20 protein-coding genes are annotated in these 26,756 nt (G+C 69.4%); 17 read left to right on the top strand and 3 right to left on the bottom strand.

The genetic code is table 11. The annotated features are described in order from the left end of the window. Positions 1 to 67: 67 nt before the first annotated feature. From AC6I0Y_RS05945 to AC6I0Y_RS05920, 6 genes are all read left to right on the top strand, one after another. Entirely contained in the window at positions 68 to 688 is a 621-nt protein-coding gene (locus tag AC6I0Y_RS05945; RefSeq protein WP_160708394.1) for an ATP-dependent Clp protease proteolytic subunit, read from the top strand. Positions 689 to 709: 21 nt separating this feature from the next. After that, positions 710 to 2,101, top strand: a complete 1,392-nt coding sequence (gene clpX, locus AC6I0Y_RS05940; RefSeq protein ID WP_497730100.1) for an ATP-dependent Clp protease ATP-binding subunit ClpX — start codon at positions 710 to 712, stop codon at positions 2,099 to 2,101. A gap of 17 nt (positions 2,102 to 2,118) precedes the next feature. Next, entirely contained in the window at positions 2,119 to 4,803 is a 2,685-nt protein-coding gene (locus tag AC6I0Y_RS05935) for a valine--tRNA ligase (protein ID WP_497730098.1), read from the top strand. A 205-nt stretch (positions 4,804 to 5,008) separates the two neighbouring features. After that, positions 5,009 to 5,503 carry a zinc ribbon domain-containing protein gene (locus tag AC6I0Y_RS05930; protein ID WP_497730096.1) on the top strand — a complete coding sequence of 165 codons (495 nt, stop codon included), beginning with the start codon at positions 5,009 to 5,011 and terminating at the stop codon, positions 5,501 to 5,503. A 232-nt stretch (positions 5,504 to 5,735) separates the two neighbouring features. Continuing rightward, positions 5,736 to 7,655 carry a threonine--tRNA ligase gene (gene thrS, locus AC6I0Y_RS05925; protein WP_497730094.1) on the top strand — a complete coding sequence of 640 codons (1,920 nt, stop codon included), beginning with the start codon at positions 5,736 to 5,738 and terminating at the stop codon, positions 7,653 to 7,655. A 130-nt stretch (positions 7,656 to 7,785) separates the two neighbouring features. Next, a complete protein-coding gene (locus AC6I0Y_RS05920) occupies positions 7,786 to 8,109 on the top strand; it encodes a heavy metal-binding domain-containing protein (RefSeq protein WP_160708404.1) in 324 nt (107 codons plus the stop codon). A 200-nt stretch (positions 8,110 to 8,309) separates the two neighbouring features. Here the strand turns inward: AC6I0Y_RS05920 and AC6I0Y_RS05915 are convergent, their stop codons facing one another. After that, positions 8,310 to 9,734 carry a cation:proton antiporter gene (locus tag AC6I0Y_RS05915; protein WP_497730093.1) on the bottom strand — a complete coding sequence of 475 codons (1,425 nt, stop codon included), beginning with the start codon at positions 9,732 to 9,734 and terminating at the stop codon, positions 8,310 to 8,312. Positions 9,735 to 9,940: 206 nt separating this feature from the next. Between AC6I0Y_RS05915 and AC6I0Y_RS05910 the strand changes: the two genes are divergently transcribed. After that, the gene (locus AC6I0Y_RS05910; protein ID WP_370520276.1) at positions 9,941 to 10,894 is read left to right on the top strand and encodes an ion transporter; all 954 of its coding nucleotides are present in this window, start codon (positions 9,941 to 9,943) and stop codon (positions 10,892 to 10,894) included. A gap of 103 nt (positions 10,895 to 10,997) precedes the next feature. On the opposite strand, the gene AC6I0Y_RS05905 is transcribed toward AC6I0Y_RS05910, so the two are convergent. After that, positions 10,998 to 11,969 carry a patatin-like phospholipase family protein gene (locus AC6I0Y_RS05905; protein ID WP_160708408.1) on the bottom strand — a complete coding sequence of 324 codons (972 nt, stop codon included), beginning with the start codon at positions 11,967 to 11,969 and terminating at the stop codon, positions 10,998 to 11,000. A 170-nt stretch (positions 11,970 to 12,139) separates the two neighbouring features. Between AC6I0Y_RS05905 and trxA the strand changes: the two genes are divergently transcribed. The 6 genes from trxA to AC6I0Y_RS05875 all read left to right on the top strand — a co-directional run bounded on the left by trxA (position 12,140) and on the right by AC6I0Y_RS05875 (position 19,557). Beyond that, on the top strand, positions 12,140 to 12,448 hold the full coding sequence (trxA, locus tag AC6I0Y_RS05900) for a thioredoxin (RefSeq protein ID WP_497730090.1): 309 nt from the start codon (positions 12,140 to 12,142) through the stop codon (positions 12,446 to 12,448). Positions 12,449 to 12,514: 66 nt separating this feature from the next. Beyond that, positions 12,515 to 13,480, top strand: a complete 966-nt coding sequence (gene trxB / locus AC6I0Y_RS05895; RefSeq protein WP_497730088.1) for a thioredoxin-disulfide reductase — start codon at positions 12,515 to 12,517, stop codon at positions 13,478 to 13,480. 112 nt (positions 13,481 to 13,592) lie between these two features. Then, complete coding sequence (locus AC6I0Y_RS05890; protein ID WP_497730086.1) at positions 13,593 to 14,987, top strand: LPXTG cell wall anchor domain-containing protein; 1,395 nt, start codon at positions 13,593 to 13,595, stop codon at positions 14,985 to 14,987. Positions 14,988 to 15,349: 362 nt separating this feature from the next. After that, on the top strand, positions 15,350 to 16,423 hold the full coding sequence (prfA, locus tag AC6I0Y_RS05885) for a peptide chain release factor 1 (protein ID WP_497730085.1): 1,074 nt from the start codon (positions 15,350 to 15,352) through the stop codon (positions 16,421 to 16,423). Positions 16,424 to 16,521: 98 nt separating this feature from the next. Further along, the gene (locus AC6I0Y_RS05880; protein ID WP_497730084.1) at positions 16,522 to 18,123 is read left to right on the top strand and encodes a N5-glutamine methyltransferase family protein; all 1,602 of its coding nucleotides are present in this window, start codon (positions 16,522 to 16,524) and stop codon (positions 18,121 to 18,123) included. 597 nt (positions 18,124 to 18,720) lie between these two features. Further along, entirely contained in the window at positions 18,721 to 19,557 is an 837-nt protein-coding gene (locus AC6I0Y_RS05875) for a purine-nucleoside phosphorylase (RefSeq protein ID WP_497730083.1), read from the top strand. A 351-nt stretch (positions 19,558 to 19,908) separates the two neighbouring features. Here the strand turns inward: AC6I0Y_RS05875 and AC6I0Y_RS05870 are convergent, their stop codons facing one another. After that, positions 19,909 to 20,880, bottom strand: coding sequence for a LysR family transcriptional regulator (locus AC6I0Y_RS05870; RefSeq protein ID WP_497730081.1), 972 nt, complete (start codon positions 20,878 to 20,880; stop codon positions 19,909 to 19,911). A gap of 318 nt (positions 20,881 to 21,198) precedes the next feature. Here AC6I0Y_RS05870 and AC6I0Y_RS05865 point away from each other — a divergent pair, with 318 nt between their 5' ends. The 4 genes from AC6I0Y_RS05865 to AC6I0Y_RS05850 all read left to right on the top strand — a co-directional run bounded on the left by AC6I0Y_RS05865 (position 21,199) and on the right by AC6I0Y_RS05850 (position 26,283). Beyond that, complete coding sequence (locus AC6I0Y_RS05865; protein WP_160708419.1) at positions 21,199 to 23,379, top strand: molybdopterin-containing oxidoreductase family protein; 2,181 nt, start codon at positions 21,199 to 21,201, stop codon at positions 23,377 to 23,379. Beyond that, positions 23,379 to 23,714 carry a 4Fe-4S dicluster domain-containing protein gene (locus tag AC6I0Y_RS05860; protein ID WP_160708421.1) on the top strand — a complete coding sequence of 112 codons (336 nt, stop codon included), beginning with the start codon at positions 23,379 to 23,381 and terminating at the stop codon, positions 23,712 to 23,714. Before AC6I0Y_RS05865 ends, AC6I0Y_RS05860 begins: the two co-directional genes overlap by 1 nt. A 142-nt stretch (positions 23,715 to 23,856) precedes the next feature. Continuing rightward, entirely contained in the window at positions 23,857 to 25,170 is a 1,314-nt protein-coding gene (locus AC6I0Y_RS05855; RefSeq protein WP_497730079.1) for an MFS transporter, read from the top strand. Between the two features lie 285 nt (positions 25,171 to 25,455). After that, positions 25,456 to 26,283, top strand: a complete 828-nt coding sequence (locus tag AC6I0Y_RS05850; protein WP_497730078.1) for an MBL fold metallo-hydrolase — start codon at positions 25,456 to 25,458, stop codon at positions 26,281 to 26,283. The last annotated feature ends 473 nt before the right edge of the window (positions 26,284 to 26,756 follow it).

Raw genomic sequence — 26,756 nt, 5'->3', positions numbered from 1 at the left:
TATCAGTATGGTAGCGAATCATTGAGAGCGGTCGCGAGCGGCCGCGACGCGAGAGAGAGGCCAAGCTATGACCATCGAGCGAGTGAGCAACGCGCTCATCCCCTACGTCATCGAGCAGTCCCCGCGCGGCGAGCGCAGCTACGACATCTACAGCCGTCTGCTCAACGACCGCATCATCTTCCTCGGCGAGCAGATCGACGACCACGTGGCCAACTCCGTGGTGGCCCAGATGCTCCACCTCGAGAGCGCCGATCCGGAGAAGGACATCCAGCTCTACATCAACTCCCCGGGCGGCTCGGTCACTGCGGGTCTGGGCATCCTCGACACCATGAACTTCGTCAAGTGCGACGTGTCCACCATCTGCATCGGCGAGTGCGCCTCCATGGCGGCGGTCCTCCTGTCGTCGGGCGCCAAGGGCAAGCGCTTCTGCCTGCCCAACTCCATGGTGCTCATCCACCAGCCGCTCGGCGGCGCCCAGGGCCAGCAGACCGAGATCGCCATCGTGGCGGACTTCATGCTCAAGACGCGCAAGCGCCTGAACAAGATCCTCTCGGACAACACCGGCCAGCCCATCGACAAGATCCAGCTCGACACCGAGCGCGACAACTACATGACAGCCGAGGAGGCCAAGGCCTACGGCCTCGTCGACGAGATCATCTTCCACCACGGCGCCAAGTCGGAGTCGTAGGGGAGAGGGAAGCGGTACCCCATGACCCAAGAACGTAACCACCCCGGCTTCGGCGACGGAGCCGGGGATATCTACTGCGCCTTCTGCGGCAAGGTTCCCCAGCAGGTCAACGCCATGATCTCCGGGCCCAACGGCATCTACATCTGCGACGAGTGCATCTCGGTGTGCGCGGATGCCATGATGCGCGACCTGGGCTTTTCCATGTCCCAGGAACTTGACCTGATCGAGGAGGAGCAAGAGCTCCCGCGCCACCGCCGCGGCCGTCACGCCGAGGAGGAGTCGCGCCGCGAGGGGGCCGACGACGGCGAGCCGGCGCCGGAGGAGGTGCTCGACAACCTGCCCACCCCGCGTGAGCTCTACGAGAACCTCTCCGAGCACGTCGTGGGCCAGGAGGCGGCGAAGAAGGCGCTCTCCGTGGCGGTGTACAACCACTACAAGCGCATCTCCATGGGCCAGGAGGCCGAGGAGGGCGACGTGGAGCTCGCCAAGTCCAACATCATGCTGCTCGGCCCCACCGGCTCAGGCAAGACGCTTCTGGCCCAGACGCTCGCGCGCACCCTCAAGGTGCCTTTCGCCATCGCGGACGCCACCACGCTGACCGAGGCGGGCTACGTGGGCGAGGACGTGGAGAACATCCTGCTCAAGCTCATCACCGCGGCTGACTTCGACGTGCCCCGCGCCGAGATCGGCATCATCTACATCGACGAGATCGACAAGATCGCCCGCAAGGCCGAGAACCTCTCCATCACCCGCGACGTGTCAGGCGAGGGCGTGCAGCAGGCCCTGCTCAAGATCGTCGAGGGCTGCGAGGCCTCCGTGCCGCCCCAGGGCGGGCGCAAGCACCCCCAGCAGGAGCTCATCCCCATCGACACCACCAACATCCTGTTCATCCTGGGCGGGGCGTTCGTGGGCCTGGCTGACATCGTCGCCCAGCGCAAGGGCACGAGCGGCCTGGGGTTCGCGGTCGACTTGCCCGAGTCCCAGAAGCTGCGCGAGGCGGAGCTTCTGGCCCAGGTGCTTCCGGAGGACCTCAACAAGTACGGCATGATCCCCGAGTTCGTGGGCCGCATCCCGGTCATCACGTCGCTTCAGGAGCTGTCGGAGGAAGACCTCGTGCGCATCCTCACCGAGCCGCGTAACGCGCTCGTCAAGCAGTACGTGAAGATGTTCGAGTTCGAGGACGCCGTGCTCACCTTCGAGCCGGAGGCCCTCGTGGCCATCGCGCACGAGGCCGTGGAGCACGGCACCGGCGCCCGCGGCCTGCGCTCCATCTGCGAGCGCGTGCTCACCGACGTGATGTACGAGCTGCCCGAGCAGGAGGGCGCCTCCACGGTGACGGTGCGCGCGAGCGACGTCACGGGCGAGACTGAGGCGAAGATCGTGCCGGCGGGCGCGTCTTCGCGCGAGAGATAGGGAAGGAGAGGCCGGACATGGCCGACAACCAAGCAGCCCCCGGCGGGGACAAGAAGGTCGCCTACGACTTCGCCGCCCACGAGCGGCCGCTCTTCGAGGCGTGGCGCGACGCCGGCTACTTCCAGCGCACGCCCGGCTTCGGCGAGCATGCGGATGACGCCTACACCATCGTCATCCCGCCGCCGAACGTCACCGGCGTGCTGCACCTGGGCCATGCCCTCAACGACACCATCCAGGACGCCTGCATCCGCCGTGCGCGCATGCAGGGCTATCAGACCCGCTGGATCCTCGGCACCGACCACGCCGGCATCGCCACGCAGACCAAGGTGGACAAGCACCTGGCCGAGCAGGGCATCAGCCGCCGTGAGATTGGCCGCGAGGCGTTCATCGAGGCCTGCCAGGAGTGGCGTCGCGACTACGGCGGGCGCATCGTCTCCCAGATAGCGGCCATGGGCTGCTCGTGCGACTACGCCGACGAGCAGTTCACCATGAGCCCCGAGTTCTCCCGGGCCGTGCGCCGCGTGTTCACCGACTGGTACCACGAGGGGCTCATCTACCGCGGCAAGCGCATCGTCAACTGGTGCCCCCACTGCACCACGGCCATCGCCGACGACGAGGCCGAGTACGAGGACGAGAAGGGGCACCTCTGGCACCTGCGCTACCCGCTCGTCGAGCCGGTGGACGGCCGCGAGTACCTGGTGGTGGCCACCACCCGCCCCGAGACCATGCTCGGCGACACGGGCGTGGCGGTGAGCCCCTCGGACGAGCGCTACCGCGACCTGGTGGGCGCCACGGTGCGCCTGCCCATCGTCGACCGCGAGATTCCCGTCTTCTCCGACTTCTACGTGGATGCCGAGTTCGGCACCGGCTGCGTGAAGGTGACGCCGGCCCACGACCCCAACGACTTCGCCATGGGCGAGCGCAACGGTCTGGAGAAGATCAACGTCTTCGACGAGACGGCGCACGTGGTGGAGGGCTTCGGCCGTTTCTCGGGCATGAGCCGCGAGGAGGCCCGCGAGGCCGTCGTCGCTGAGTTCGAGGCCCTCGGGCTGCTGGAGTCGGTGGAGGATCACGACCACTCCGTCATGCACTGCTACCGCTGCCACACCACGCTCGAGCCGTGGCTGTCCGAGCAGTGGTTCGTGGCGGTGGACGGCCTGAAGGAGGCCGCCGCCCGCGTGGTGGCCGACGGCACCATCAAGTTCCACCCCGCGCGCTGGGCCCAGGTGTACCTGGACTGGATGGAGAACCTCAAGGACTGGTGCATCTCGCGCCAGCTGTGGTGGGGCCACCAGATTCCCCTGTACTACTGCGATGCCTGCGGCTGGCAGGACGCCTCGGTCGACCCCATGGACACGTGCCCGGTCTGCGGCGCGCCCACGCGCCAGGACGAGGACGTGCTCGACACCTGGTTCTCCAGCCAGCTGTGGCCCTTCGCCACGCAGGGCTGGGCCGAGCAGGGCGTTGATGCGCCGGAGCTAGCCGCGTACTACCCGACCCAGGTGCTCTCCACGGCGCGCGACATCATGGGGCTGTGGGTGGCCCGCATGGTGATGGCGTCAGAGAGCTGCACGGGGCAGATCCCCTTCGAGAACGTCATCATCCACCCCACGGTGATGGGCGCCGACGGCAAGCCCATGTCCAAGTCGCGCGGCAACGGCGTGGACCCGGTGCAGCTCATGGCCGACTACGGCGCCGACGGCATGCGCTTCGGCCTGCTCATGCAGGTGACGGGCGCCCAGGCCATGCGCTTCGACGAGCAGAAGATCGAGGGCTCGCGCAACTTCGCCAACAAGATCCGCAACGCCGCGCGCTTCGTGCTCATGCACCTGGACGGCTACGAGCCCGGCGCGCCCGAGCCCGTCACGCCGGCGGACAAGTGGATCTTCTCGCGCCTGGCCGCGCTCGTGGAGGCCGTGGACGCCGCCTACGAGGGCTATGAGTTCGGCGAGATGACCCGCGCCCTCTACCGCTTCTTCTGGAACGAGCTGTGCGACTGGTACATCGAGTTCTCCAAGGCGCGCCTGGCCGATGACGCCGACCCGGCCGATCGCCTGGCCTGCCAGCGCAACCTCGTGTTCGTGCTCGACCAGGCGCTGCGCCTCCTGCACCCGGTAATGCCGTTCGTCACCGAGGAGATCTACCAGGAGATGCCGGAGAAGGCCGCGCCGATGCTCATCATCGCGCCCTGGCCCGACGCCCGCGCGCTCGCCGCCTGGCGCGACGAGGAGGCGGAGCGCGCCATCGAGATGGTGTGCGAGGCCGTGGGCGCCATCCGCTCGGCGCGCTCGCGCTACGGGCTCTCTCCTAAGACCGTGCTCGACGCGGCGGTGAAGGCCGACGCGGCCGACGCGGCGCTGCTCGCCGAGCAGGCGGCGCTCATCCGCTCGCTCGCCAACGTCGGCGAGCTGGCCGTGGGCGCGGACGTGGCCAAGCCGGCCGGCTCGTCGGCGGCCGTGGGGGCCGGCATCGAGGTGTACACCTGCCTGGCTGGCCACGTGGACTTCGACGCTGAGCGGGCACGCCTGGCCAAGGAGCAGGCCAAGCTCGCCGCCGACGTGGCGAAGCTTGAGAAGAAGCTCTCGAACCCGGGCTTTCTGGCCAAGGCCGCGCCGGAGATCGTCGCGAAGGACCAGGCCAAGCGCGACGAGCTGGCCGACAAACTGGCGCGCGTGGAGGCATCGCTCGCCGAGCTCGGCTAGGAGGCGCTTCCCGATCGCCCTGCGGGCAGGCGGCTTCGCGGGCCGCCTGCCTTCCCGGGTAGGGCGGCGGGCGGCCCGCGAAGCCGCCTTTCCGTGGCCCTTGTCTGGTTGTTTGCCGGTGTCGGGCGGTTCGGTCAGGTGTTCGGTTGCCGATTTGCTATAATGCTGAGCTGTGTCGTTTTTCTGAGGACAGAAGGGGTTCCCCATGAGCGAGTTGCTCTCGCAGCTTTGGACGCCGGAGCTGCAGACCGCCTTCACGGTGGTCGTCGTGCTGCTGGTCATCCTGTACGTGCTCTCCATCGTGTGGGTCGTGCGCGATGCCTACATGCGCGGCACCCAGTGGTACATCTGGGCCATCGTGGCGCTGGTTCCGCTGCTGGGCGTCATCGCCTACTGCCTGCTGCGCCCGCCGCTGCTGCAGATCGACCGCGACGAGCAGGAGCTCGAGATCGCGCTCAAGCAGCGCCAGCTCATGAAGTACGGCGAGTGCGCCACCTGCGGCTACCCCGTGGAGGCGGACTACGTGCTCTGCCCCAGCTGCCACACGCAGCTCAAGAACCTCTGCGGCCGCTGCGAGCACGCGCTCGAGCCCTCCTGGACCGTCTGTCCCTACTGCGCCACGCCGGTGAGCGGCGCGCAGCAGTCGCAGCGCCAGCGCCGCCCGCGCCAGGGCGCGAGCCGCCCTCGCCCTCAGTCCTAGGCCTCGGCCCTCAGGCGACGCCTCGGCAACGGCTGCGGCCCGCCGCGGCGTAAGGGACGCCCGTCCCGTACCATCCCGCATAATTCTCGGAGCCGCCTTCGGGGCGGCTTCGGGTTTTAGTCGACCCCTGCCCGGCCGTGGCGCCGGGCGACCACCCGAGCGCGTCGCACTCAACACGGCGCGCGGAACCGTGCAGGCGCTCTGTGCGCGCCCGGCACAGGAAAGGAGCACCATGGAAATCGTACTGCCCGACGGCTCGAAGAGGGAGCTGCCCGCCGGCGCCACCGTCGCCGACGCGGCTGCGGCCATCGGCGCCGGCCTGGCCAAGGCCGCCCTCGGGGGCATCGTCAACGACCGGCCGGTGGACCTCACCGCGCCCGTGGCCGACGGCGACGCCGTGGCCATCGTCACCGCCAAGAGCCCCGAGGCCCTCGAGCTTCTGCGCCACTCCACGGCCCACGTGATGGCCGCCGCCCTCACCGACCTGTTCGGCGACGTGGAATTCGGCGTTGGCCCTGCCATCGAGAACGGCTTCTACTACGACGTGAAGCTCCCTGACGGCAAGGCGCTCTCGCCGGATGACTTCGCCGCCATCGAGGCGCGCATGGCCGAGATCATCGCCGCCGACGAGCCCTTTGCCCGCACCGAGGTCACCCGCGACGAGGCGCTCGCCCTGTTCGCCGGCCAGCCGCTCAAGCGCGAGCTCATCGAGGAGCTTCCCGAGGGCGAGACTATCACCACCTATGCCATCGGCTCGTTCACCGACCTCTGCCGTGGGCCGCATCTGCCCTCCACGGGCAAGATCCCCGCGTTCAAGCTGACCAAGCTCGCTGGCGCCTACTGGAAGGGCGACTCGGACCGCGAGATGCTCACCCGCCTCTACGGCACCGCCTTCTTCTCCAAGAAGGAGCTCGAGGAGCACCTCCATAACCTCGAGGAGGCTGAGAAGCGCGACCACCGCAAGCTCGGCCGCGAGCTCGGCATCTACATGATGGATCCCATGGCCGGCGTGGGCCTGCCCATGTACCTGCCCAAGGGCGCGCGCGTCATCCGCACCCTGCAGGAGTGGCTGCGCCGCGACCTCTACGAGCGTGGCTACGAGGAGGTCATCACCCCGCACATCTACAACGCGGACGTGTGGAAGACCTCAGGCCACTACGGCTTCTACCACGACAACATGTACTTCTTCGAGATCAACGAGGGCTCTGACGAGGAGCCGCGCCTGTCCGAGTACGGCGTGAAGCCCATGAACTGCCCGGGCCACGTGATGCTCTACAAAAACGAGCTGCACTCCTACCGTGACCTGCCCCTGCGCTACTTCGAGTTCGGCACGGTGTACCGCCACGAGATGAGCGGCGTGGTGCACGGGCTTCTGCGCGCTCGCGGCTTCACCCAGGACGACGCCCACGTGTTCTGCACGAAGGACCAGGTGGTGGAGGAGGTCGTCGCCATCCTCGACCTGGTGGACCACATCATGGGCACCTTCGGCTTCTCCTACGAGGCCGAGATCTCCACGCGCCCGGAGAAGTCCATCGGCACCGACGAGATGTGGGAGCATGCCACCAACTCGCTCATGGAGGCCTGCGCGCGCCATGACCTGGCCTACGAGATCAACGAGGGCGACGGCGCCTTCTACGGCCCGAAGATCGACATCAAGGTGAAGGACGCCATCGGGCGCACCTGGCAGTGCTCCACGGTGCAGATCGACTTCAACATGCCCCTGCGCTTCGGGCTGACCTACCGCACCGAGGACAACACCGAGGAGACCCCCTGGATGCTCCACCGCGCCATCTTCGGCTCCATCGAGCGCTTCCTCGGCATCCTCATCGAGCACTACGCGGGTGCCCTGCCCCTATGGCTGGCTCCCGTGCAGGTGGTGGTGCTCCCCATCGCCGATCGCCACAAGGAGGCGGCGGCCGCGTTCGCCGGCGAGATCAAGGGCGCCGGCGGGCGTGTGGAGATCTACGACCAGAACGAGCCCATGCGCGTGAAGATCGCCAAGGCCCAGGCCCAGAAGGTGCCCTACATGATCATCATGGGCGACGCCGAGGTGGAGGAGGGCGTCGTGTCCGTGCGCGAGCGCTCCGAGGGCGACCTGGGCAAATGGGATCGCGAGAAGTTCCTCGCAGTCATCCGCGAGGCTGCGCTGTAGCATCCGCCTAGGCGGGCGGCCCGTGTCCGCCTAGGCCAGGGCCGGGCCCGTGCTCGGGGGAGCGCGGGCCCGGCCGTCGTTTTCAAGGGGCAGGCCGGCGCCGGCCGCCCGGAACCAGAGGGGAGAGACCATGATCGTCACCACCACCAACTCCGTCGAGGGCTACCGGGTCACCGGGTACTACGGCATCGTCTTCGGCGAGGTCATCACCGGCATCAACTTCCTGCGGGACTTCGGCGCGGGCATCCGCAACATCGTGGGCGGCCGCTCGCAGGGCTACGAGGAGGAGCTTACCGTCGCCCGCACCCAGGCGCTTCAGGAGCTCGAGCAGCGCGCCAGCGCGCTCGGCGCCCATGCGGTCGTCGGCGTGGACATGGATTATGAGGTGCTCGGCCAGGGCAACATGCTCATGGTGACCGCCTCGGGCACCGCCGTCACGGTGGAGCCGGCCTAGGGGTGCGGCGCTTGCACGCGCCGAGTCGAAATTGGGCCAAAACGTTCGAAATTCCGAGGGAGGAGGGGCCTTGAAGGCCCCTCCTCCTGCATTTGAGGCGATCCGGCCGAACGCGACCTGGGGAAACGCGCGGCCTGATGGGCGCGGAAGCTGGAAGCGCCTCGGAATTTCGAAGCAAATGGCCAGAATCGGCCGACTCTCTAGCGCGAGTCGCGCCTGCAGGGCTTGACGGGACAGCCGCCGCCCGCCTGGCCGTCCCCCGAAGCCCCCTCCGGGCCTCCGTCCTCGCCCGAGAAGGCGCTCACGATGTGCGAGGGGTCGAGCCCGTAGAGGCGCGCTATGCGCGCGGCGTCGCGGCGGTGGCGCTCACGCTGGAGGCGGTAGTGCTCACGCAGGATGGGCCCGACGCGCCGCGGCTCGCGGCGGATCTCGCGGGCGGCGGCCACGGGCTCGGCGTCGATGGTCCGCATGGTCACCGACGCGAGCAGCGGCATGATGAGCACGGTGATGCCCCCGGCCGCCACGAGTACCGAGGCGGTGCCGGCCTCCAGGGCGTTCGCGCTCACGGCCACGGTGGTGACCGCCACGATGAGCGGCAGCGCCGTGGTGCAGTAGAGCGCCACGGTGAGGCGGCTGTTCGTGCCCATGCCGGCGGCGTCTGGGTCATGCCGGAGCGCCACGAAGATGGGCACCGCGCGCACGAGCAGGAGCAGCACGATGAAGCCCACCAGCAGAAGCGGCTGATCGAGCACGGCCGCCATGTCGATGCGCGCGCCGGACACGATGAAGAACAACGGGATGAAAAACCCGTGCCCGATGGAGCTGACCTTGCGCTCCAGGCTGGCCGAGCCCTCTGGCAGCACGAAGCGCAGCACGAAGCCGGCGGCGAAGGCGCCGAGCACGATGTCGAGGTCGAACACGGCCGAGATGGCCGTGAGCCCCACGAGCAGCACCATCACCGCGCGCACGGCCATCTGCGAGTTGGTCTCGGCGTTGCGCTCGATGAAGCGGTAGACGAAGCCGCCGGCCTTGCGCGCCATCCGCGGGATGACGGCGGCTGCCACGGCGATGGCCACGAAGAGGGCGAGGATGAGCACGGTCAGCCACTCCGCGCGGGTGGAGAGCAGGAGCGTCATGGCGAGGATGGGGCAGAGCTCGCCCCAGGTGCCGTAGGCGAGCACAGCGCGCCCGACGGGCGTCTCGACGACGCCGCGCTCCTGGAGGATGGGCAGGAGCGTGCCGATGGCCGTGGTGGTGAGCGCGATGGCCACGGCGATTCCGTCGATGTGGCTCGCCGAGAACGGCGTCCAGAGCATTACCGCGCCGAAGGCGAGGCCGAGGGTGACCATCCAGGTGGCAAGCCCGCGCCGGCCCTGGCGCCCGGTAAGGTGCGCCGGGTCTATCTCGTAGCCCGCCAGCAAGAAGAGGAGCCCCAGACCCAAATCGGACAGAAGCGCGATGGCGTCGCTCGTGGAGACGATGCCCGCCAGGTGCGGCCCGGCCACCATGCCGGCGATGAGCAGGAACACCGTCTCGGACACGGGCTTGCCGGGGATGGACTGGGCGATGAGCGGGCACAGGAAGGCCAGCAGCGTGATGAACGCGAGCGAGGTCAGGTCTGCCACGGAACTCCTCTCAGGTCGCGTCGCGCGGCCACGTTACCGCTTGGCGACGGAGCGCCGCGCGCGCATCGCCCGTGCTAGACTTCAGGACGAGGGCGACCTCGCTGCGCTCAGGCTTTACCCTACCACAGGCCCGGGCCTGGTGGCGAGGAGGGTTGCGAGGGCGTCACGCGGCGGGGAGAGTCGTTTCCGGGAAAGGAGGTGGCCTTGTGTCGAGGCAGCGGAGGGGCGGCCCGTCCGGCAAGGCCGCGCGCCTGGCGCGCCGGCTCAAGCTCGCCAGCGCGTCCGAGCTCAAGCGCCAGACTTTCTACGCTTTGGAGAACGCCTCGCGCGGGCGCCTGGCGGCGAAGGCGACGGGCTTTGCCCTCTTCGCCCTCATCGTGGCCAATGCCGTCATCGTGTTCTTCTCGGCGGAGCCGGGGCTCGACCCGGTGGCCGCCTGGGTCATCGCGCGGTTCTACACGTTCTCCACCATCTGCTTCGGCCTCGAGTACCTCGCGCGCATCTGGATCGCCGACCTGGCCTTCGGGGACGTGTCGCCCTGGCGCGCGCGGCTGCGCTACGTGTGCTCTCCCCTCGGCATCATCGACCTGCTCTCGTTCATGCCCAACCTGGTGGCGTGGTTCGTGCCGGTGACGCCGCAGCTGCATGACGCGGTCAACGTGCTGCGCCTCGTGCGGCTCATCAAGATATCGCGCTATATGCGCGGGCTGCGCACCATCGGGCGCGTGCTCTCCAAGCGCAAGCACGAGATAGTGGCGTCGTTCCTGGTCATCGGCCTGCTCGTGGTGGTGTCGAGCATCCTCATGTACGAGATAGAGAGCCCGGTGCAGCCCGACGCGTTCAACAGCCTGCTCACGGGGCTGTACTGGGCGGTGGAAACGGTGACGGGCACCGGCTACGGCGACATCGTGCCCGTGACGGTGCCGGGGCGCCTGGTGGGCTCGCTCGTCATGCTCCTGTCGGTGGCGCTCGTGGCCATCCCCGGCGGCATCTTCGCGGCCGGGTTCGTGGCGGAGTTCCAGAACGCGAGCCTGCGCAAGATCGAGCGCGACGAGCGCCGCGGCAGCCGCCCTGCGGCGAAGGCGCCCACAGACGGCGGCGCGGCAGGCGAAGAGGAGTCCGACGGCGATGACGCCGGGCCGACGGAGGGGGAGGGGTGATTCCGTCGGTGACGCGCGGACGCGCCCGGCTGGCTTCGGGCCGCCCGGCTCCCGGTGTCCCAGGCCGACCCGGCGCTGAGGGGAGGGGCGGCCAGACGGCGCGCTACAGCAGCGTCTCGGGCGTGGGGCCGTCGACCGCAGGCGCGGCCAGGTAGGCCTCAAGGTCGTCCCAGACGCGAGCCGCCACGGCCACGCCCTCCTCGTAGAGGGCGAGCAGCTTGGCCTGATCCTTCTCCATACTTGCCACTTCCACCGGGTGATCGGGGCGGATGACGAAGGCGCGTCCCTGCTCGTGGAGGCGATCGACGCCGCGGCTTACGCGGTTGTACTCGAAGTGGCGGTTGGCCAGCCGGTCGAGGAACCGCGGGTAGTCGGCGAAGCGCCGGTCGAGCACCGGCATGAGCTTGTTCGGCCCCTTCACGTAGGAGGCGTCCTGGGTGCAGACGACGATGTGCTTGCGCGCGCCGGTGGCCATCGAGTAGGTGATGGGGATGGAGTCGCACGTGCCGCCGTCGAGCAGCTGCTTGCCGCCGATGGTGACGATCTCGCTCACGAGCGGCATGGACGACGACGCGATGAGGTAGGGCACGTCGGCGCGGGCATCGGTGAAGCGGTGGTAGTCCGCCTCGCCGGTGACCAGGTTGCTCGCCACCGTCACGAGCTCCATGGGGGAGGCGTCGAAGGCGTCGTAGGGGAAGGGGTCGAGCACGTTGGGGATGGCGTCGAAGCTCATCTCGCGGCCGAAGGCGTTGCCCGTGCGCACGAAGCTCTTGAGCGACAGGTAGCGCCAGTCGGTGCAGTACTTGAGGTTGATGTAGCAGCCGCGTCCGGCCTGGCCCGCCACGTAGTTGTAGCCCATGAGCGCGCCGGCCGACACGCCGATCACCCGCTCGCAGAACAGGCCCCGGTCCATGAAGTAGTCGAGCACGCCGGCGGTGAACAGCCCCCGCATGGCGCCGCCCTCGAGCACGAGGTTGGCGTGCGTCAGGTCGTGCCCGCGCCAGGCCACGGGAAAGTTCACCTCCGCGCGGGGGTAGTCGGCCTCTATCTCTTGGGTAAGCGTCAGGGAATCCATGGTCGTCCTCTCGATTTGGTAGCCATTATAGTTCAGTTTTGTGCCATTGCGGGAACGCCGGCGAAACGCTTGGGAGGCGGAGCCTACAATGGGTTTCCAAGGCGAGCCGCCCTCCCGAGCGGCTCTGAACGTACAGCTCACTGCACATCAACCTGCAAGGAGGCAGTCCCATGAGCGAAGTCATCTCTTCCACTGATTTTTCGTCCAAGGTGCTTGAGGCGCCGGGCAAGGTGCTCGTCGACTTCTTCGCCACCTGGTGCGGCCCGTGCCGCATGCTGGCGCCCGTCCTCGACGAGGTGGCGGCCGAGAACCCCGCCGTCAAGGTGTACAAGGTGGACATCGACCAGAGTCCTGACGTGGCCGCGCGCTACGGCGTGACCTCCGTGCCCACCCTCATCGTGTTCGAGGACGGCCAGGTGGCCAAGCAGACCGTCGGCGCCCAGCCTAAGCAGAACCTCCTGGCCCTGCTGAACGCCTAGCCGGCCAGCATCCTGTCGAAGCGCCCGGGCGTGAGCTCGGGCGCTTCTGTAGAGTAAGGAGCACCCATGGACCTCAACACGTCGGGCGATGCGCTCGCCCGCGAGACGGAGACGGTCGATTTGGCGGTCATCGGCGCCGGCCCGGCCGGCATGACCGCAGCCCTCTACGGCGCGCGCTCGGGGCTCTCCACCCTCCTGTTCGAGCGGCTCTCGCCGGGCGGACAGGTGGCCACCACCGAGCATCTGGAGAACTACCCGGGCTACGCTGACTCCACGAGCGGCTTCGACCTGGCCATGAAGATGCACGAGCAGGCCGCCTCCTTCGGCGTGCGCACCGTCTCCGAGGAGGTGACGGCCGTCGATCTGTCCGTCGAGCCCAACCTCATCACCACGCCCTTCGGCTCCTACCGCGCCCGCACGGTCATCGTGGCCACGGGCGCCGTGCCGGCCCAGCTGGGGCTCGCCCACGAGGATGAGCTGCGCGGACGCGGCGTGTCCTACTGCGCGACCTGCGACGGCAACTTCTACCGCGGGCGCGACGTGGCGGTCATCGGCGGCGGCGACACCGCAGTGGCCGACGTCATCTACCTGGCGCGCATCTGCCGCACGGTCTACCTCGTCCACCGGCGCGACAAGCTGCGCGCCACGGCCATCTACCACGAGCGCCTGCGCGAGCTGGACAACGTGGAGCTGTGCTGGGACAGCGTGGCCGAGGAGCTCCTCGTCGAGGACGGGAAGGTGGCCGGCCTGCGCCTGCGCAACGTCAAGACCGACGAGGGGCGCGTGCTCGACGTGGCGGGTGTCTTCGTGGCCGTGGGCATGCGGCCCAACACCGCCTTTCTCGCGGGTGATTTGGAGCTTGACCAGTCTGGCTACGTCATCGCCGACGAGATGGGGCGCACGGCCATGCCCAACGTCTTCGCCGCCGGGGACGTGCGCGTGAAGGAGCTGCGCCAGGTGGTGACCGCCGTCGCCGACGGCGCCAACGCCGCCACCGCCGCAGCCGACTACCTGGACTGGAAGGCCCGCTAGCCGCTCGGCCGGCGCCTCGCGGGGGACGCCGGCCGCCTGCGCGTCCGCCGGGGTGCTCGGTGGCCGTTCCCGTCTCGCGCCTGTTGAAAAACCGTTGATTAGGCGTATACTTTTGGCTGAGGACGGCACCCTCGTCAAGGCGAACCAGGACTGGTTCCCGCTGTTCGTGGAGACCAACTCCATCGGCGACATCACCTTCACGAGCTCGAATCCCGGCGTGATCGCCATCGAACCTAACGACACCCTGACCGACCGCGCGTTCGTGGAGGGCAAGACCGACTATGGCGTGGGCGCCAAGGCGAAGGTGCTCTCGGCCGGCAAGACCACCATCACCGCCACCATCAAGGGCACCGGCGCCTACGCGAGCGTGACCAAGAGCTTCGACGTGTACATCTTCCCCGACCTGGCCAAGAAGCCCCAGCTCTCCATGACCGAGACGGCCTATGACACGAGCCGCGTCGACGGGACCATCCGCCCGGGCGACACGCTGCGCTACATCGTGACGGCGACGAACGAGGCGGCCGACACCGCGTGCATCAACCCCATCTACGAGCTGGGCATCCCTGCCGACACGACGTTCTCGGCGCTCACCATCGTCGACTCGGAGGGCAACGAGGTGACTGCTGACTACGACGTGGCCGACGGCAAGGTGGTGGTGGCGAGCCTGCCGACGCTCTTCGGCGGCCAGGCCTACCGCTTCAAGCTGGACGTGACGGTCAACCCGGACGTGGTGAGCAAGGCGCCGGGCGAGAAGCCTGACTTCCTGAGCCTTTCGGAGGCGACGGGCATCTATGGCGTCAACCCCGACAAGTTCGAGTGGGACGACCGCATCCCCGCCGAGGGGCTGCCGGTTGACCCGGCAGACGCCGAGGCCAACCCGACGCTGCCGCCGAGCCCGGACGCGGCGCCCGAGCCGGAGCCCGAGCCCATCGTGCCTGACCCGGACACGGCCACCGAGATCCTCGGCGGCGACCTGAACGACCCCGAGCCGGAGGATCCCTCCGATCCCGACGGCCCCAAGAAGCCGGGCGTGCCCGTGGGCCCGGTGAAGCCCGGCTGGAAGAGCGTGGCGGTGACCTTCGACGCGCTCGTGACCGAGGAGGCTGTGGGCAACGACGTGGGTAACACGGCCACGGCCCACGGCACGCTGCCCTCCACGCTCACGCCGGGCGGCACGAAGCCCGCGCCGGGCGGCCCCTTCGCGCCCTCTGACGGCTGGCACTCCTTCGTGGAGGACCACCCTGGCATCGCCAACCCGCAGCCGACCTACCCCTCGAAGGACGTGGGGCCTGCCGGCGGCATCGTGGCCGCTCCGACGGGCGACGGGGGCGTGAGCGGCGCGGACGGCGACCTCGACGCGAAGCGCGCTCAGACGCTGCGCCACCTGGCACAGACCGGCGACGAGGCGGCGGCTCTCGCCCTCGTGGCCGTGGCGGCGCTCATAGGCGGTGCCGCCGTCCTCGTGCTCGCCGCCCGCCGTCGTCGCGCCGCCGGCTCCTGGCGCTAATCTCTGGCGGCAGGCAACGACTGCCCGCCGCCTCCGGGGCTCCCGCGAGCGCAACCGGCGCCCTGGCGTGGCGGTTCCAGCGCACCCGTGGGGGCAAGTCGGCGGCGGTCTGGCGCCAGCCTCCGTCAGGAGCGTGTGGGCGCGAGCCGGCCGGCTGCCTGGCCTGCTCCCGGCGCCCCTCGCCCTTGGCGCCCGTCGGGGACGTTCGAGTGCGGGGGAGCCCCCGGGCGCAGTGAGGGAGCGCGGGACGACCGTGGCGCGCGCCTTCCCCTTCTTCTCTCTTCTCCTCCGGCGAGGGCTTGCGCTGGTCTGGTATCATTAAGGGCTGTGCGAAAACGATGCGACCCTAAGGAAGAGCCGTCATGCAAGAAGCAGGAATGCGCGAGAAGCTCGTGAAGATCATCGAGGCCTACGAGGAGCTCCAGAACAAGATGGGCGACCCCGCGGTTCTGGCGGATCAGAAGGAGTACAACCGCCTGGCCAAGGAGTACGCCAACCAGGGGCCCCTGGCCAAGAAGGCCGCCGAGTACGTGCAGGCGGCCGATGACCTGGCCGAGGCCAAGGAGATGCTCTCCGACGCGGAGATGAAGGAGTTCGCCCAGGAGGAGATCGCTCGCATCGAGGGCATCCTGCCGGCGCTCGAGGAGGACATCAAGTTCATGCTCATCCCCGCCGACCCGGCCGATGACAAGGACATCATCGTGGAGATCCGCGCGGCAGCCGGTGGTGACGAGGCTGCCATCTTCGCCGGCGACCTCTACAAGATGTACGAGCGCTTCGCCGGATCCCAGGGTTGGAAGACCGAGACGATGGACGTGTCGCCCTCCGAGGCCGGCGGCTACAAGGAGATCCAGTTCAAGGTGAAGGGCGACAAGGTGTACTCGGTCATGAAGTTCGAGTCCGGCGTGCACCGCGTCCAGCGCGTGCCTAAGACCGAGTCCCAGGGCCGCATCCACACCTCCACGGCCACGGTGGCGGTGCTGCCCGAGGCCGACGAGGTGGAGGTGGAGATCAACGAGAACGACCTGCGCATCGACGTGTACCGCGCTGGCGGCCCGGGTGGCCAGTGCGTGAACACCACCGACTCGGCCGTGCGCATCACGCACCTGCCCTCCGGCTTGGTGGTGCAGTCCCAGGACCAGAAGTCCCAGTTGCAGAACAAGATCGCGGCCATGGCCGTGCTGCGCGCCCGCCTCTACGAGAAGATGCTCGCCGAGCAGCAGGCCGCCGAAGGCGCCGAGCGCCTGGCGCAGATCGGCTCGGGCGACCGCTCGGAGAAGATCCGCACCTACAACGGCCCGCAGGACCGCGTGACCGATCACCGCATCGGCTACAACGGCACCTACAACGGCGTGCTGCTCGGCGACAACCTGGGTGACGTCATCACCGCGCTGCAGGCCGCCGATCGCGCCCAGAAGCTGGAGGCGGCGGTCTAGGCGCCGCGTTGCCGCCGTGTCGGCGGCGCGTGCCGAATCAAGAGCGGGAACGAAACGGAGGGCGCCGCGGGGCGCCCTTTCCGATGGATGGGGAGACGATGACGGAAGAGACGTGGACGGCGCGAAGGGCGCTCGAGTGGACAAGCGGGTACCTGGAGCGCCGTGGCGACGAGAACCCGCGGCTCGCGGCCGAGTGGCTGCTCTCTGAGGCGTGCGGCCTCACGCGCGTCCAGCTCTACATGGACTACGATCGCCCGCTCTCTGCGGAGGAGCGCGAGGTGCTGCGCGGCTACGTGACGCGCCGTGGCCAGGGCGAGCCGCTCCAGTACATCGCCGGCGAGGCGCCGTTTCGCTACCTGACGCTCAAGGTGCGCCCCGGCGTGCTCATCCCGCGGCCGGAGACCGAGGTGCTCGTGAGCGAGGCGCTCGCGTGCCTGCCGCCCGCCGCCCCGCGGGCCGCCGCCTGGAACGCTGAGGCCGCCGAGCAGGAGGCCGCCGCCGTGGCCGCCCTCAAAGAGCAGCTGGCCGAGCTGGCGGCCGTCCAAGGGGGCGCGGCCCGGACCGGAGACGCGGATGGCGCGGGTGCGGATGACCCCGGGCACGTGGCCGCGGGCGGTTCCGAGCGTGGGGGAGGCGCGGACGGCGGACGGGCGAGCGCGGGCGACCACGGACGTGTGGGCGTCGGCGACCCCAGGTGCGCGGGGGGCGCGGCTGCGCGGTGCGCGGATGCGGTTGGCCCTGGACACGCGGGCGCTGGCGACGCTGGGCGAACGGGCGGCGGAGGCTCTGCGCGTGTGGGGGGCGCCTTTGATTCTGATGGCGCGCCTGCCGAGGGCGTCGATCGCGTCGTCGTGGCCGCCGACTCTGCTGCGAAGGCGACGGATGTTTCACGTGAAACACTCGTTCGTGAGGATTCGGCGTGCGGGGCGCATGCCACGTCCGAGATAACGGCTGACGCCAACATCGACGTCGATGCTGCCGTCGCCGTGGCTGCCGGCTCTGCTGTGCAAACGACGGATGTTTCACGTGAAACATCCGCTTTAGAATATTCCCCAAAGGGGAATTATGCCCCAGATGGGGTTTCCGACGTTTTTCGCGGCGGCGCCTCAGCGGACGACAGGCCCGGGGCATCGCGGGGGGATGCCGCCGGCGAGGCGGAGGAATCGGACTCGCGTGGTTACTTCCTGGTGGCGGACGTCTGCACGGGGAGCGGGTGCGTTGCGTGCGCCATCGCGTCTGAGCGGCCCGACACGCGCGTGATCGCAGTGGACATAGCGCCGGAGGCCGTGGCGCTCGCGCGCGAGAACGTGCGGGCCGCGGGCGTGGCCGAGACGGTGCGCGTGCTCCAGGGCAATCTGGGCGACCCGGTGCCCGAGCGCTATCTGGGTCGATTCGACCTGGTGGTGTCGAACCCGCCCTACGTGCCGACCGACGTGCTTGCAGGCATCCCGCGCGAGGTCTCGGACTATGAGCCGACGCTCGCCCTCGACGGCGGCGCCGACGGGCTCGACCTGTTCCGCCCGCTCGTCGCCTGGGCCGCACGCGCCCTGCGCCCCGGCGGCGCCTTCGCCTGCGAGCTGCACGAGGGCCACCTCGATGAGGCTGCCGCCCTTGCCCGTGCCGCCGGCCTCGAGCACACGCGTGTCGTCGCCGACCTCGCCGGCCGCCCCCGCGTTCTCGTGGCCCGCAAGCCGCGATAGCCCCCCGCGGTGCGCGGGTAGCCGCGGAGTCGCCCGCAGCCTTCCGGCGCGAACCCCAGCTCTCGCTCGCCCCGCCTCCTGCGCGCCCGAGGCGCGGCGCCCGGCGTGATTCGCCGGCCGACGGGGTTTCGCGCTCCACCCCGTCCGCGGCGGCTCGCACCCCCCCATACCATCCGCTGCGGCTCGCGCGCCCCGCTCCGTCGGGCCCCTCTTCTGCGTCCCCGTCGTGGTGCCCTGCAGCCCCGTCTCCTCAAAGTGGCCAAAAATGACGACCTGACGACGGTTTCCGGAGGTCTTTCGCCTTCTTTCGCGGCCTTTCGCCCGCTTCCTCGCTTGTCAAACAGCAGCGATCTGGGGTTTTGCCGAGGCGCTTTTCCGGCGCCTGTCTTCCTTTGTCGTCAGGTCGTCATTTTTGGCCACTTTGCGGCGTCGCTCTGAACGGGGGCGCGACGCCCGGGGTTCGTCGCGCCGTGGAGCCTGCTCGTCTGAACCCTCGCCCTCAGTGCTCTGGTACAATGGCTCGCTATAGGATCATGTCTACTATATCGTGCGTCGTGCGTCGCCTCTTCCGCGGCGCGCTGCGGAAGGGAGCGAGCCATGGCAGGGGAGCGCAACGTGCTCAAGGAGCATCTGGCGGAGTCGGCGGCAGTGCTGCGGGAGCGCCTCGGCGACCGGGCGCCTGAGGTGGGCATCATCCTGGGGTCGGGCCTGGGGCCTCTGGCCGAGCGCATCGAGGACGCGGCCTTCGTGCCCTTCGGCGAGGTGCCCCACATGAAGACGTCCACCGCCACGAGCCACGTGGGACGGTTCGTCTGCGGGCGGCTCGGCGGGCGCATGGTGATCGCCATGCAGGGCCGGCTCCACGGCTACGAGGGGAATTCTGCCCAGGAGGTGGCCTATCCCGTGTGGCTCATGCACGAGCTGGGCGTGGGCGCGCTCATCACCACCAACGCCGCCGGCGCCATCAACGAGTCCTACCAGGTGGGCGACTTCTGCGTCATGGCCGATCACCTCAACTTCACCGGGCGCAACCCCGTCGCGGGAACTGAGCCCGACGGCATCGCGTTTCGCTTCTTCAGCATGCTCGACGCCTACGACCCCGCGCTCCGCTCGCTTGCGCATGCCGTGGCCGAGGAGGCTGGCATTCGCGTGCAGGAGGGCGTCTACCTGGGACTTCTGGGCCCGAGCTTCGAGACGCCGGCAGAGATCCGTGCCTTCCGCGGCTGGGGTGCCGACACGGTGGCCATGTCGGTCGTGGAGGAGGTCATCGCCGCCCGTCACGTGGGGATGCGCGTGCTGGGCGTCTCGCTTGTGACGAACATGGCCTGCGGCGTGGAGGGCGCGAGCCCCAACGACGTGGAGGTGCTCGAGGTGGCCGCCGCCCGCGGCGAGGACTTCTGCCGGCTCATCACCGGCGTCATCGAGCGGATGTAGACCGCGCCCCGCGCGCTTGCGAGTCGGGGTGCGGGCAAGGCGCCGGGCCGGCGGAGCCGCTGCTGTGCGAAGGCGCCCAGCCGGCCAGGTCGCCTCAGCGACAATTTCCGGATTTCTGGTCATTTTGGCTATGGTTTACGCGGTCAGGCATCCGAACCAGGCGAAATTTGGCCATTTTCGGCGCGGTTTACGCATCTGCGCGCGCCCGGGACGCGGAAAGCGCGCTGTTTTTGGCCAGAAACTTTCGGCCAGAAGCTCCCCACGTGGCTGCGCGGCAGCGGGCGCGCCACCCAAAAGGCGATCCAAGCGCCTTTTCGCGCGTGCACGCCGCCCGCCCCGCTTCGCCCCGCCCTAGGAGATCGGCCGATGCGCCGGATCGGCCAGGTAGGCCGCGCAGCGGGCGCGGAAGCACTCCTCGAAGCGCGTCACGTAGTCCAGCGCCGTGGCGTCAGGGCTCGCGTCGTTCGCGTAGACGAACCCCATGCAGAACCGCGCCGCCCCCTCGATGGGCGCGTGGGCGATGGCCCTGTTGGGCTCGGCCAGAAACACGCTGAGCGAGTCGCTGAAGGTGACCGCCTTGCCTGCGCTCACGGAGTTGGCGATACGCGTGGGGTTGGACGCGTGGGTGACGACGTTGCGCAGGGGGTGCTCGCGGAACATGTCGCGGATGATGTCGTTGAGCACGGCGTCGTTGTAGTAGGCCACCGGCAGCTCCGCCACGCGGGCGAGGGGGAAGGCTCCCTTTCCCGGGCGGATGAACTGCGATGAGGCCACCAGCATCATCTCGGTGACGAACAGCGGGCGAAACGTCAGGGCCGGCAGGCGCCTGAGCTCCTCTGCCTCGGCGATGGGCAGGCACAGGGCGTAGACCGCTCCCTCGCCGCCCCGCTCGAGGGCGTCCTTTATCTCGGCGTACGAGTGTTCGATGATGGTCACGTCGTCGAGTCCCGCAGCCGCGAGATCGCGGTCGAGCAGCGAGAACAGCGAGTCGGTGACGAAGGCGCAAGCGTGCAGGGTGGGACAGCCGGCTCGCTCTGCCGCGACGCGTCCGGGCGCAGAGGCTCGCGTGAAGGGGGCGAGCGCCCCGAGGAGCTCATCGCGCTCGGCCAGGCACCGCCGCGCGTGGGGCAGCAGCGCGTGCCCGGCGCCGGTGAGTCGCAGGCGCGCGCCCTCGCGCTCGAACAGACGGCAGCCCAGGTCGCGCTCAAGCGCTGCCATGGCCTTGCTGAGGCCCTGCTGCGACACGAACAGGCCCCGCGACGCCGCGGTGAGCGAGCCGTTCTCGGCTACCGCGACGAAGTACTCCAACGCCTCGAACCTCATAGGCTCCCCCCGAGTTGCCCGGAAATCCTCAGGAAAGCGTAGCAAAGCCGCCGGTGCCCGGCAACGCCTGTGCGGCGCATTTCCGTCCATTCCGTAGGCCACAACCTCAGGTTGTAGATTCTACGCCCTTTTCCTGTTGGCAATCGGGCGGCCGGCGTCCCATACTGGCGGCAGGGGATGGACGCATCGGCCGCAAGGGGGTTTCGGGGCCGAGGCGTTCCTCATGCCTGCCGATCGGCAGCGCTCTTCTCGCCGCTCGGCCTCTGACGGGGCCGGCCTCGCCGGCCATGATGGCTTCACTTTGAGAGGAGTGACTCTATGCCCATCAAGAAGACAAGGACCGTCTGCACCACCTGCCATGCCCGCTGCGGAGTATTCGTCTACTCCGACGGGGACGAGATCGTCAAGATCGAAGGCGATCCGGACAACCCGAAGTCCTACGGCACCATCTGCGGCGCGGGCATGTCCCAGCGCGAGATCCACAACGACACCGAGGGGCGCCTGCTCTATCCGATGCGTCGCGTCGGCGAGCGCGGCAGCGGCGAATGGGAGCGCATCACCTGGGATGAGGCGCTCGATACCATCGCCAGCGAGAGCCGGCGCATCATCGAGGAATACGGGCCCGAGGCCATCATCACCGGCCAGGGCACCGGGCGCACCACCAACCACTGGCACTGCCGCCTCAACTCCACGCTCGGCCTGGAGGGCTGGTCGCTCGTGCCCACCCACGTGTGCCTCATGCCCCACATCCTGCCCAACGCCATATCGCTCGGCATCTTCAGCCCCGCCGACGGCGACCTGCCCAACTCCGGCACCATGGTGCTCTGGGGCCAGAACCCCGCCATGGAGCGCGGCATCATGCGCCTCATCCTCGACCGCCAGAAGGCCGGCGGCAACCTCATCGTCATCGACTCGCGCTTCCAGGACATGTCAAAGCACGCCGACCTGGCCATCCAGCCGCGCCCCGGCACTGACGGCGCCCTGGCCCTGGGCATCATCCGCGAGGTCATCGCCAACGGCTGGTACGATCAGGAGTGGATCGACAACTGGACCTACGGCTTCGAGGACCTGCGCGCCCGCGTGGAGGAGTTCACCCCCGAGCGCGTGGCCGAGATCTGCTGGATCGGGCCCGAGCAGGTGCGCGAGGCCGCTCGCATGATGGGCACCGCGGGTCCTGTCGGCATGATGGTGGGCCTCGGGCCCGGCTGCATGCACACCAACGCCATCCAGAACGGTCGCGCCATCGCGTGCCTCCAGGGCCTGCTCGGCTGGATCGACGTGCCCGGCGGCGTCAACGTGCCCGTGGCCTTCTCGGTCATGCTTGACGATAAGATCACCCTGTGGGACAGCGCGCTTGACCCCGGCCGCCCGGAGCTGTTCACCTTCGGCGGCGACAAGCACCCGCTCTACAAGTCCTTCGGTCGCTCGAATGACCCCAACACGGTCTTCAAGGCCATGATCACCGGCGAGCCGCGCCCTGTGAAGATGTTCGTGGCCATCGCCGACGACCCGCTTCTGTGCTACGAGGACTCAAACCTCACCTACGAGGCTATGACGAGCCCCAACCTCGACCTCATCGTGGTGAAGGACTTCTACCTGTCGCCCACGGCCCAGCTGGCCGACATCGTGCTGCCTACGGCGGACTGGTCGGAGCGCTGCACCTACGACGAGGAGCTCGACGGCCCGTTCATCCTCGCCTTCGACCAGGCCGTGCCCGCGCCGGGGGAGTGCTGGGATGACTGGCGCTTCTTCCTGGAGTGGGGCAAGCGCATGAATCCCGAGCAGTGGCCCTGGGCAGACGAGAAGGAGATGGTGCTCTGGCGCCTTAAGGAGTTCTACGGCTTCGACCTGACCTGGGAGGAGTTCCAGGCGGTGCCCGTGCGCATCGTCGGCGCGACGGAGCCGGGCGCCGAGCCGGTGCACAAGAAGTACGAGAAGGGCCTGCTGCGGCCCGACGGCCAGCCCGGGTTCCCCACGGTCACCGGTAAGATCGAGTTCTCGTCTCCGGCCATGGCCGCCTTCGGCTACGATCCGGTCCCCGACTACACCGAGCCGGCCGAAAGCCCGGTAAGCCAGCCGGAGCTGGCCAAGGAGTACCCGCTCATCGGCTCTACGGGGCATCGCGTCTACAGCTTCTTCCACTCCGCCTGGACCAACGTGCCCGCACAGCGCGCCTTCTACCCCGAGCCCTTCGCGGTGGTGCATCCCGACGACGCCGCGCGCTTTGGCGTGACCGACGGCGAGTGGATGACCATATCCTCGCCACGCGGCAAGATCATCTCCAAGGCCCTCGTCTCCCGTGAGGCCAAGGCGGGCTGCGTGTTCATACCCCGTCCCGCCTGGCGTGACGAGTGCAAGGCCCTTGGACTGTCCGGCTATGGGTGGGATCGGGCCAACGGCAACGTGCTCGTGCCCTCCGAGCCGGCCGAGCCTGGCTACGGCGCGACCGCCATGCGCTCGTTCCTCTGCAAAATCGAGCCCGGAAGGGGTGATCTGTAATGAGTCGGATCGATGGGGGCGGCATCGCCCTGCTGCTTGACCTGGACGACTGCATCGGCTGCTTCGGCTGCGAGGCCGCCTGCCGCGAGACCTACCGCTACCCGTACCACGAGGACTGGATGAAGGTGGTGCGCCGCGAGCCCTTCCTGGTGGACGGCGAGCTACGCCAGTACCACCTGGTGGCTCCCGTGCTCGACAAGTGCCGCGTGTGCTACGAGGCCGATCCCAACCCGCTGTGCGTGACCGGCTGCGCGGCCCAGGCGCTCAAGATAGGGCCGCTGGAGGAGATCGTCCCCCAGGCCGTCGGCCGTCACTGCGCCCTCTTCACGGCCTAGCATCCTGCCGGGCCCGTCGCCCGTGCCCATGAGGGGCGCGGGCGGGCGGCGGGCCCGGCTGCTTCCTCAGCCATAACAGATCGCGCGATGGCCCTCCCGAGGAGGGTTCGGGCTGTCACGCCCTCGACCAAGGGAGGCTTCGATGGAAGTCCAAGGAAAACGTCCCGTGATGGCCGCCGTCGGCTGCGCCATCATTCTCACCGTCGGGCTGGGCTCGACCTCGCTGCTCAACGTCATCGCCGTGCTGCTGGTGGAGGGCATGGGCATCGACCTGGTCACCTACGCCTTCGGGCCCATGCTGGCCACGGTCTTCGCATTCCTCGGCAGCCTGGTGGGCACCAAGCTCATCGGCGTCATCACGCCGCGCTGGTGCCTGCTCATCGGCAGCGTGTGCACGGCGGCGGCCCTCGTGTTGTTCGCCACCGCCGCCGGGCCGGCCATGTGGTACGTCGGCAACGTCATCAACGGCATCGTGCTGGCCATCGGCGCCCACGCCTCCGCCGCCGGCGTGCTCTCTGAGTTCTACGGCGAGCGCACGCCCACGGTGTTCGGCGTGGTGGTGGGCGTCATGAGCTTCATCATCGCGGGCCTGGTGTTCGTGGAGTCGCTGCTGCTGCAGGTGATCGACTACCGCACCTTCATCTACGGCTACGCCGCACTTGTGCTGGTGCTGGGCGTGTTCGCCAACCTCGTGCTCATCGGCCGGCTGCCTTCCCAGGCGGCTAAGGCGGCCAAGGCCGCAGATCCGCTGGCCGAGGGCGATCCGCTCGTGGCCGACGCCGCGCCCGAGGCGGCCCCGGCCCCGCCGCAGGCCGCGGGCATCACGCTGCAGGAAGCCCTGCGCACCCCGGCGCTCTACCTGTTCTTCGCCGCCATGGTGTTCGCGTCGTTCCCGCTCAACGGCTTCTCGGCCTACTCGTCCAACTTCCTGGCCGCCGGCGGCCTCGACCCGGCCTTCGCCGTGACGCTGCTCTCGGCGTTCACCCTCATGGTGGCCGTCATCAGCCTGGTGTCGGGCGCGGTGACCAAGAAGTTGGGCGCGGGGGCGTCGTCGGTGGTGGTGTTCGCGGGCTTCGCCGCCGGCATCGCGCTTCTGGTGGCGTGGCTGTCGGGCACGGGGACGCCGGCCCTCTACGGCGGCCTGGTGCTCTGCGCCCTCATCGGCCCTGTGCAGATTCTGCCGGCCCTCTTCATCCCCCAGCTGTTCGGCATGCGCGACTACACGGCCATCAACGCCGTGGGCATGGGGGCGTTCTACCTGGGCGGGGCGGCGGTGTTCCTCATCGCGGCCGCCATCATGCAGAACGTCGGATTTGCCGCGGGCTTCGGCGTCCTGGCAGCCTCGGGTGTGGCCGCCTGCCTGCTGTTCCTGCTGGCCATCGCCGTGAGCCCGGTGCGCAGGGCGGCGCGGGCCGCGGCTCAGGAGCCTGCGCCTGCTGACGCCGAGGCGGCCTAGGCGCCCGGGCCCGGGCGGCGCCACCGCCTCGGCGCCGGCCGGGCTGGGCTTGAATCCGCCGGGGTCGTGGGGCGGCGGGTTCCTCTGGGGGACGAGTTGATGGGCGAGCCCTCCTGAAGCGGAGCGTCGCGGCGGATGGCGGCAGCCGTCGTCGCGGGCGACGAGGCCGATGATGTTTCGCCGCCGCGCCCCCGCGCCGAGGCCTCGTTGGGGTATCCTTCCCCCAACGGACAGAGTGAGCGCCCCACATGCGGCGGGGCGCTCCTGCGCGGGGAGGGTGCTTGGATGATGAGGCTGCATGTGCTGGCTAGCGGCAGCCGCGGCAACGCGGCGGTGGTGGAGAACACGCGCACCGGTGAGGGCGTGCTTATCGACTGCGGCATCTGCAAGCGCGACGTTTTGGCCCGCTGCGCCGAGGCCGGCTTCGACCCGACGCGGCTGCGCGCCGTGCTCATCACCCATGATCATGGCGATCACGTGCGTGGCCTGGGCGTTGTGCTGCGCGGTCTGGCCCGGCTGGGTGTGACGCCTGACGTGCTGGCGAGTCCGGCGGTGCGCGCGGCATCTGCGCCGATCGAGGATGCGCTCGCCACGGAGGGCGTGGCGTTTCGCGGTCTGCGGGCGGGGGACGCGGTGTCGGCGGCGGGGCTGGTGGCGCACGTGTTTCGCACCTCGCACGACGCCGCGGAGTCGTTCGGGTTTCGCTTCGAGGACGCGGCAGGGCCCGGCGTGGCGGATGCGGTGGGGTTCATGACCGACACCGGCGTGGTGACGCCGGAGGCTCATGAGGCGCTTGCCGGCGTGCGTCTGCTGGCGCTGGAGTCCAACCATGACGCGGACATGCTCGAGCGAGGGCCCTATCCCTGGTCGGTGAAGCGCCGCATCGCATCCGATGGCGGACACCTGTCCAACGACCAGGCCGCCGCCGAGTTGGCGGCGCTGGCCGAGGGGCCCGGTGGCGAGCGGCTCGAGGCGGTGGCGGCCATGCACGTGTCGCAGGAGAACAACACGTACCGCCTGCCGGTCGAGGAGCTCGGCGGCGCGCTCGCGCGCATCGGGTATCCGGCAGCGGTGAGGGTCGCCTACCAGGAGCGCCTCGTGACGCTTGGCTGACGCGTCGCCGGATGCGGACGACCTCGCCGAGCAGGCGCGACCCGGGGCTGGCTTCTTGCAGGCCGGGCGGCGGGAGGGGCGCGCGGCGCCCCGTCTCTGCGGGTGGCCCGGTATCTGCCGTGGGCGACGGCGCGCAGCCGTACGCTCTCGCCCGTAGGGAGCTGCTCGGTGGTGAGCGCGGATCCGGGGAGGACGACGCGTCGGCGGGACAGCCGCCGGGGCGGCAGCGAGGGGGGCGTGCCGGCAGCCCTTGGGGTCGCAGGCCGGGCGGGCCAAGGCCGCGAGCGCCGGGCTGGACGGGCGGGAGCCCGTCGGTCGCCGCAGCGGAGCTACCCCCGCGTCGCGCGCAGGCCTCTGCTGCGAGCCGCGCCACGCCGGCCGCCGGCATCCCGGCACCGCCCGGGCGGCGCACGGCTCGCCGCCGGCCGCGGGGGTGCTTTCCCCGCTCGGCAGAGGCGGGTACAATGGGCGCT

The organism is Adlercreutzia sp. St.1H8 (assembly GCF_059728655.1).
The sequence above is the reverse complement of the archived record's forward strand: the minus strand, read 5'-3'. Positions and strand labels throughout refer to the sequence as shown.

What these genes read in the sequence shown, in the direction of transcription:
- AC6I0Y_RS05945 (WP_160708394.1), top strand. Translation starts at nt 68, where the DNA reads ATGACCATCGAGCGAGTGAGCAACGCGCTCATCCCCTACGTCATCGAG.
- clpX (WP_497730100.1), top strand. Translation starts at nt 710, where the DNA reads ATGACCCAAGAACGTAACCACCCCGGCTTCGGCGACGGAGCCGGGGAT.
- AC6I0Y_RS05935 (WP_497730098.1), top strand. Translation starts at nt 2,119, where the DNA reads ATGGCCGACAACCAAGCAGCCCCCGGCGGGGACAAGAAGGTCGCCTAC.
- AC6I0Y_RS05930 (WP_497730096.1), top strand. Translation starts at nt 5,009, where the DNA reads ATGAGCGAGTTGCTCTCGCAGCTTTGGACGCCGGAGCTGCAGACCGCC.
- thrS (WP_497730094.1), top strand. Translation starts at nt 5,736, where the DNA reads ATGGAAATCGTACTGCCCGACGGCTCGAAGAGGGAGCTGCCCGCCGGC.
- AC6I0Y_RS05920 (WP_160708404.1), top strand. Translation starts at nt 7,786, where the DNA reads ATGATCGTCACCACCACCAACTCCGTCGAGGGCTACCGGGTCACCGGG.
- AC6I0Y_RS05905 (WP_160708408.1), bottom strand. Translation starts at nt 11,969, where the DNA reads ATGGATTCCCTGACGCTTACCCAAGAGATAGAGGCCGACTACCCCCGC.
- trxA (WP_497730090.1), top strand. Translation starts at nt 12,140, where the DNA reads ATGAGCGAAGTCATCTCTTCCACTGATTTTTCGTCCAAGGTGCTTGAG.
- trxB (WP_497730088.1), top strand. Translation starts at nt 12,515, where the DNA reads ATGGACCTCAACACGTCGGGCGATGCGCTCGCCCGCGAGACGGAGACG.
- prfA (WP_497730085.1), top strand. Translation starts at nt 15,350, where the DNA reads ATGCAAGAAGCAGGAATGCGCGAGAAGCTCGTGAAGATCATCGAGGCC.
- AC6I0Y_RS05880 (WP_497730084.1), top strand. Translation starts at nt 16,522, where the DNA reads ATGACGGAAGAGACGTGGACGGCGCGAAGGGCGCTCGAGTGGACAAGC.
- AC6I0Y_RS05875 (WP_497730083.1), top strand. Translation starts at nt 18,721, where the DNA reads ATGGCAGGGGAGCGCAACGTGCTCAAGGAGCATCTGGCGGAGTCGGCG.
- AC6I0Y_RS05870 (WP_497730081.1), bottom strand. Translation starts at nt 20,880, where the DNA reads ATGAGGTTCGAGGCGTTGGAGTACTTCGTCGCGGTAGCCGAGAACGGC.
- AC6I0Y_RS05865 (WP_160708419.1), top strand. Translation starts at nt 21,199, where the DNA reads ATGCCCATCAAGAAGACAAGGACCGTCTGCACCACCTGCCATGCCCGC.
- AC6I0Y_RS05860 (WP_160708421.1), top strand. Translation starts at nt 23,379, where the DNA reads ATGAGTCGGATCGATGGGGGCGGCATCGCCCTGCTGCTTGACCTGGAC.
- AC6I0Y_RS05855 (WP_497730079.1), top strand. Translation starts at nt 23,857, where the DNA reads ATGGAAGTCCAAGGAAAACGTCCCGTGATGGCCGCCGTCGGCTGCGCC.
- AC6I0Y_RS05850 (WP_497730078.1), top strand. Translation starts at nt 25,456, where the DNA reads ATGATGAGGCTGCATGTGCTGGCTAGCGGCAGCCGCGGCAACGCGGCG.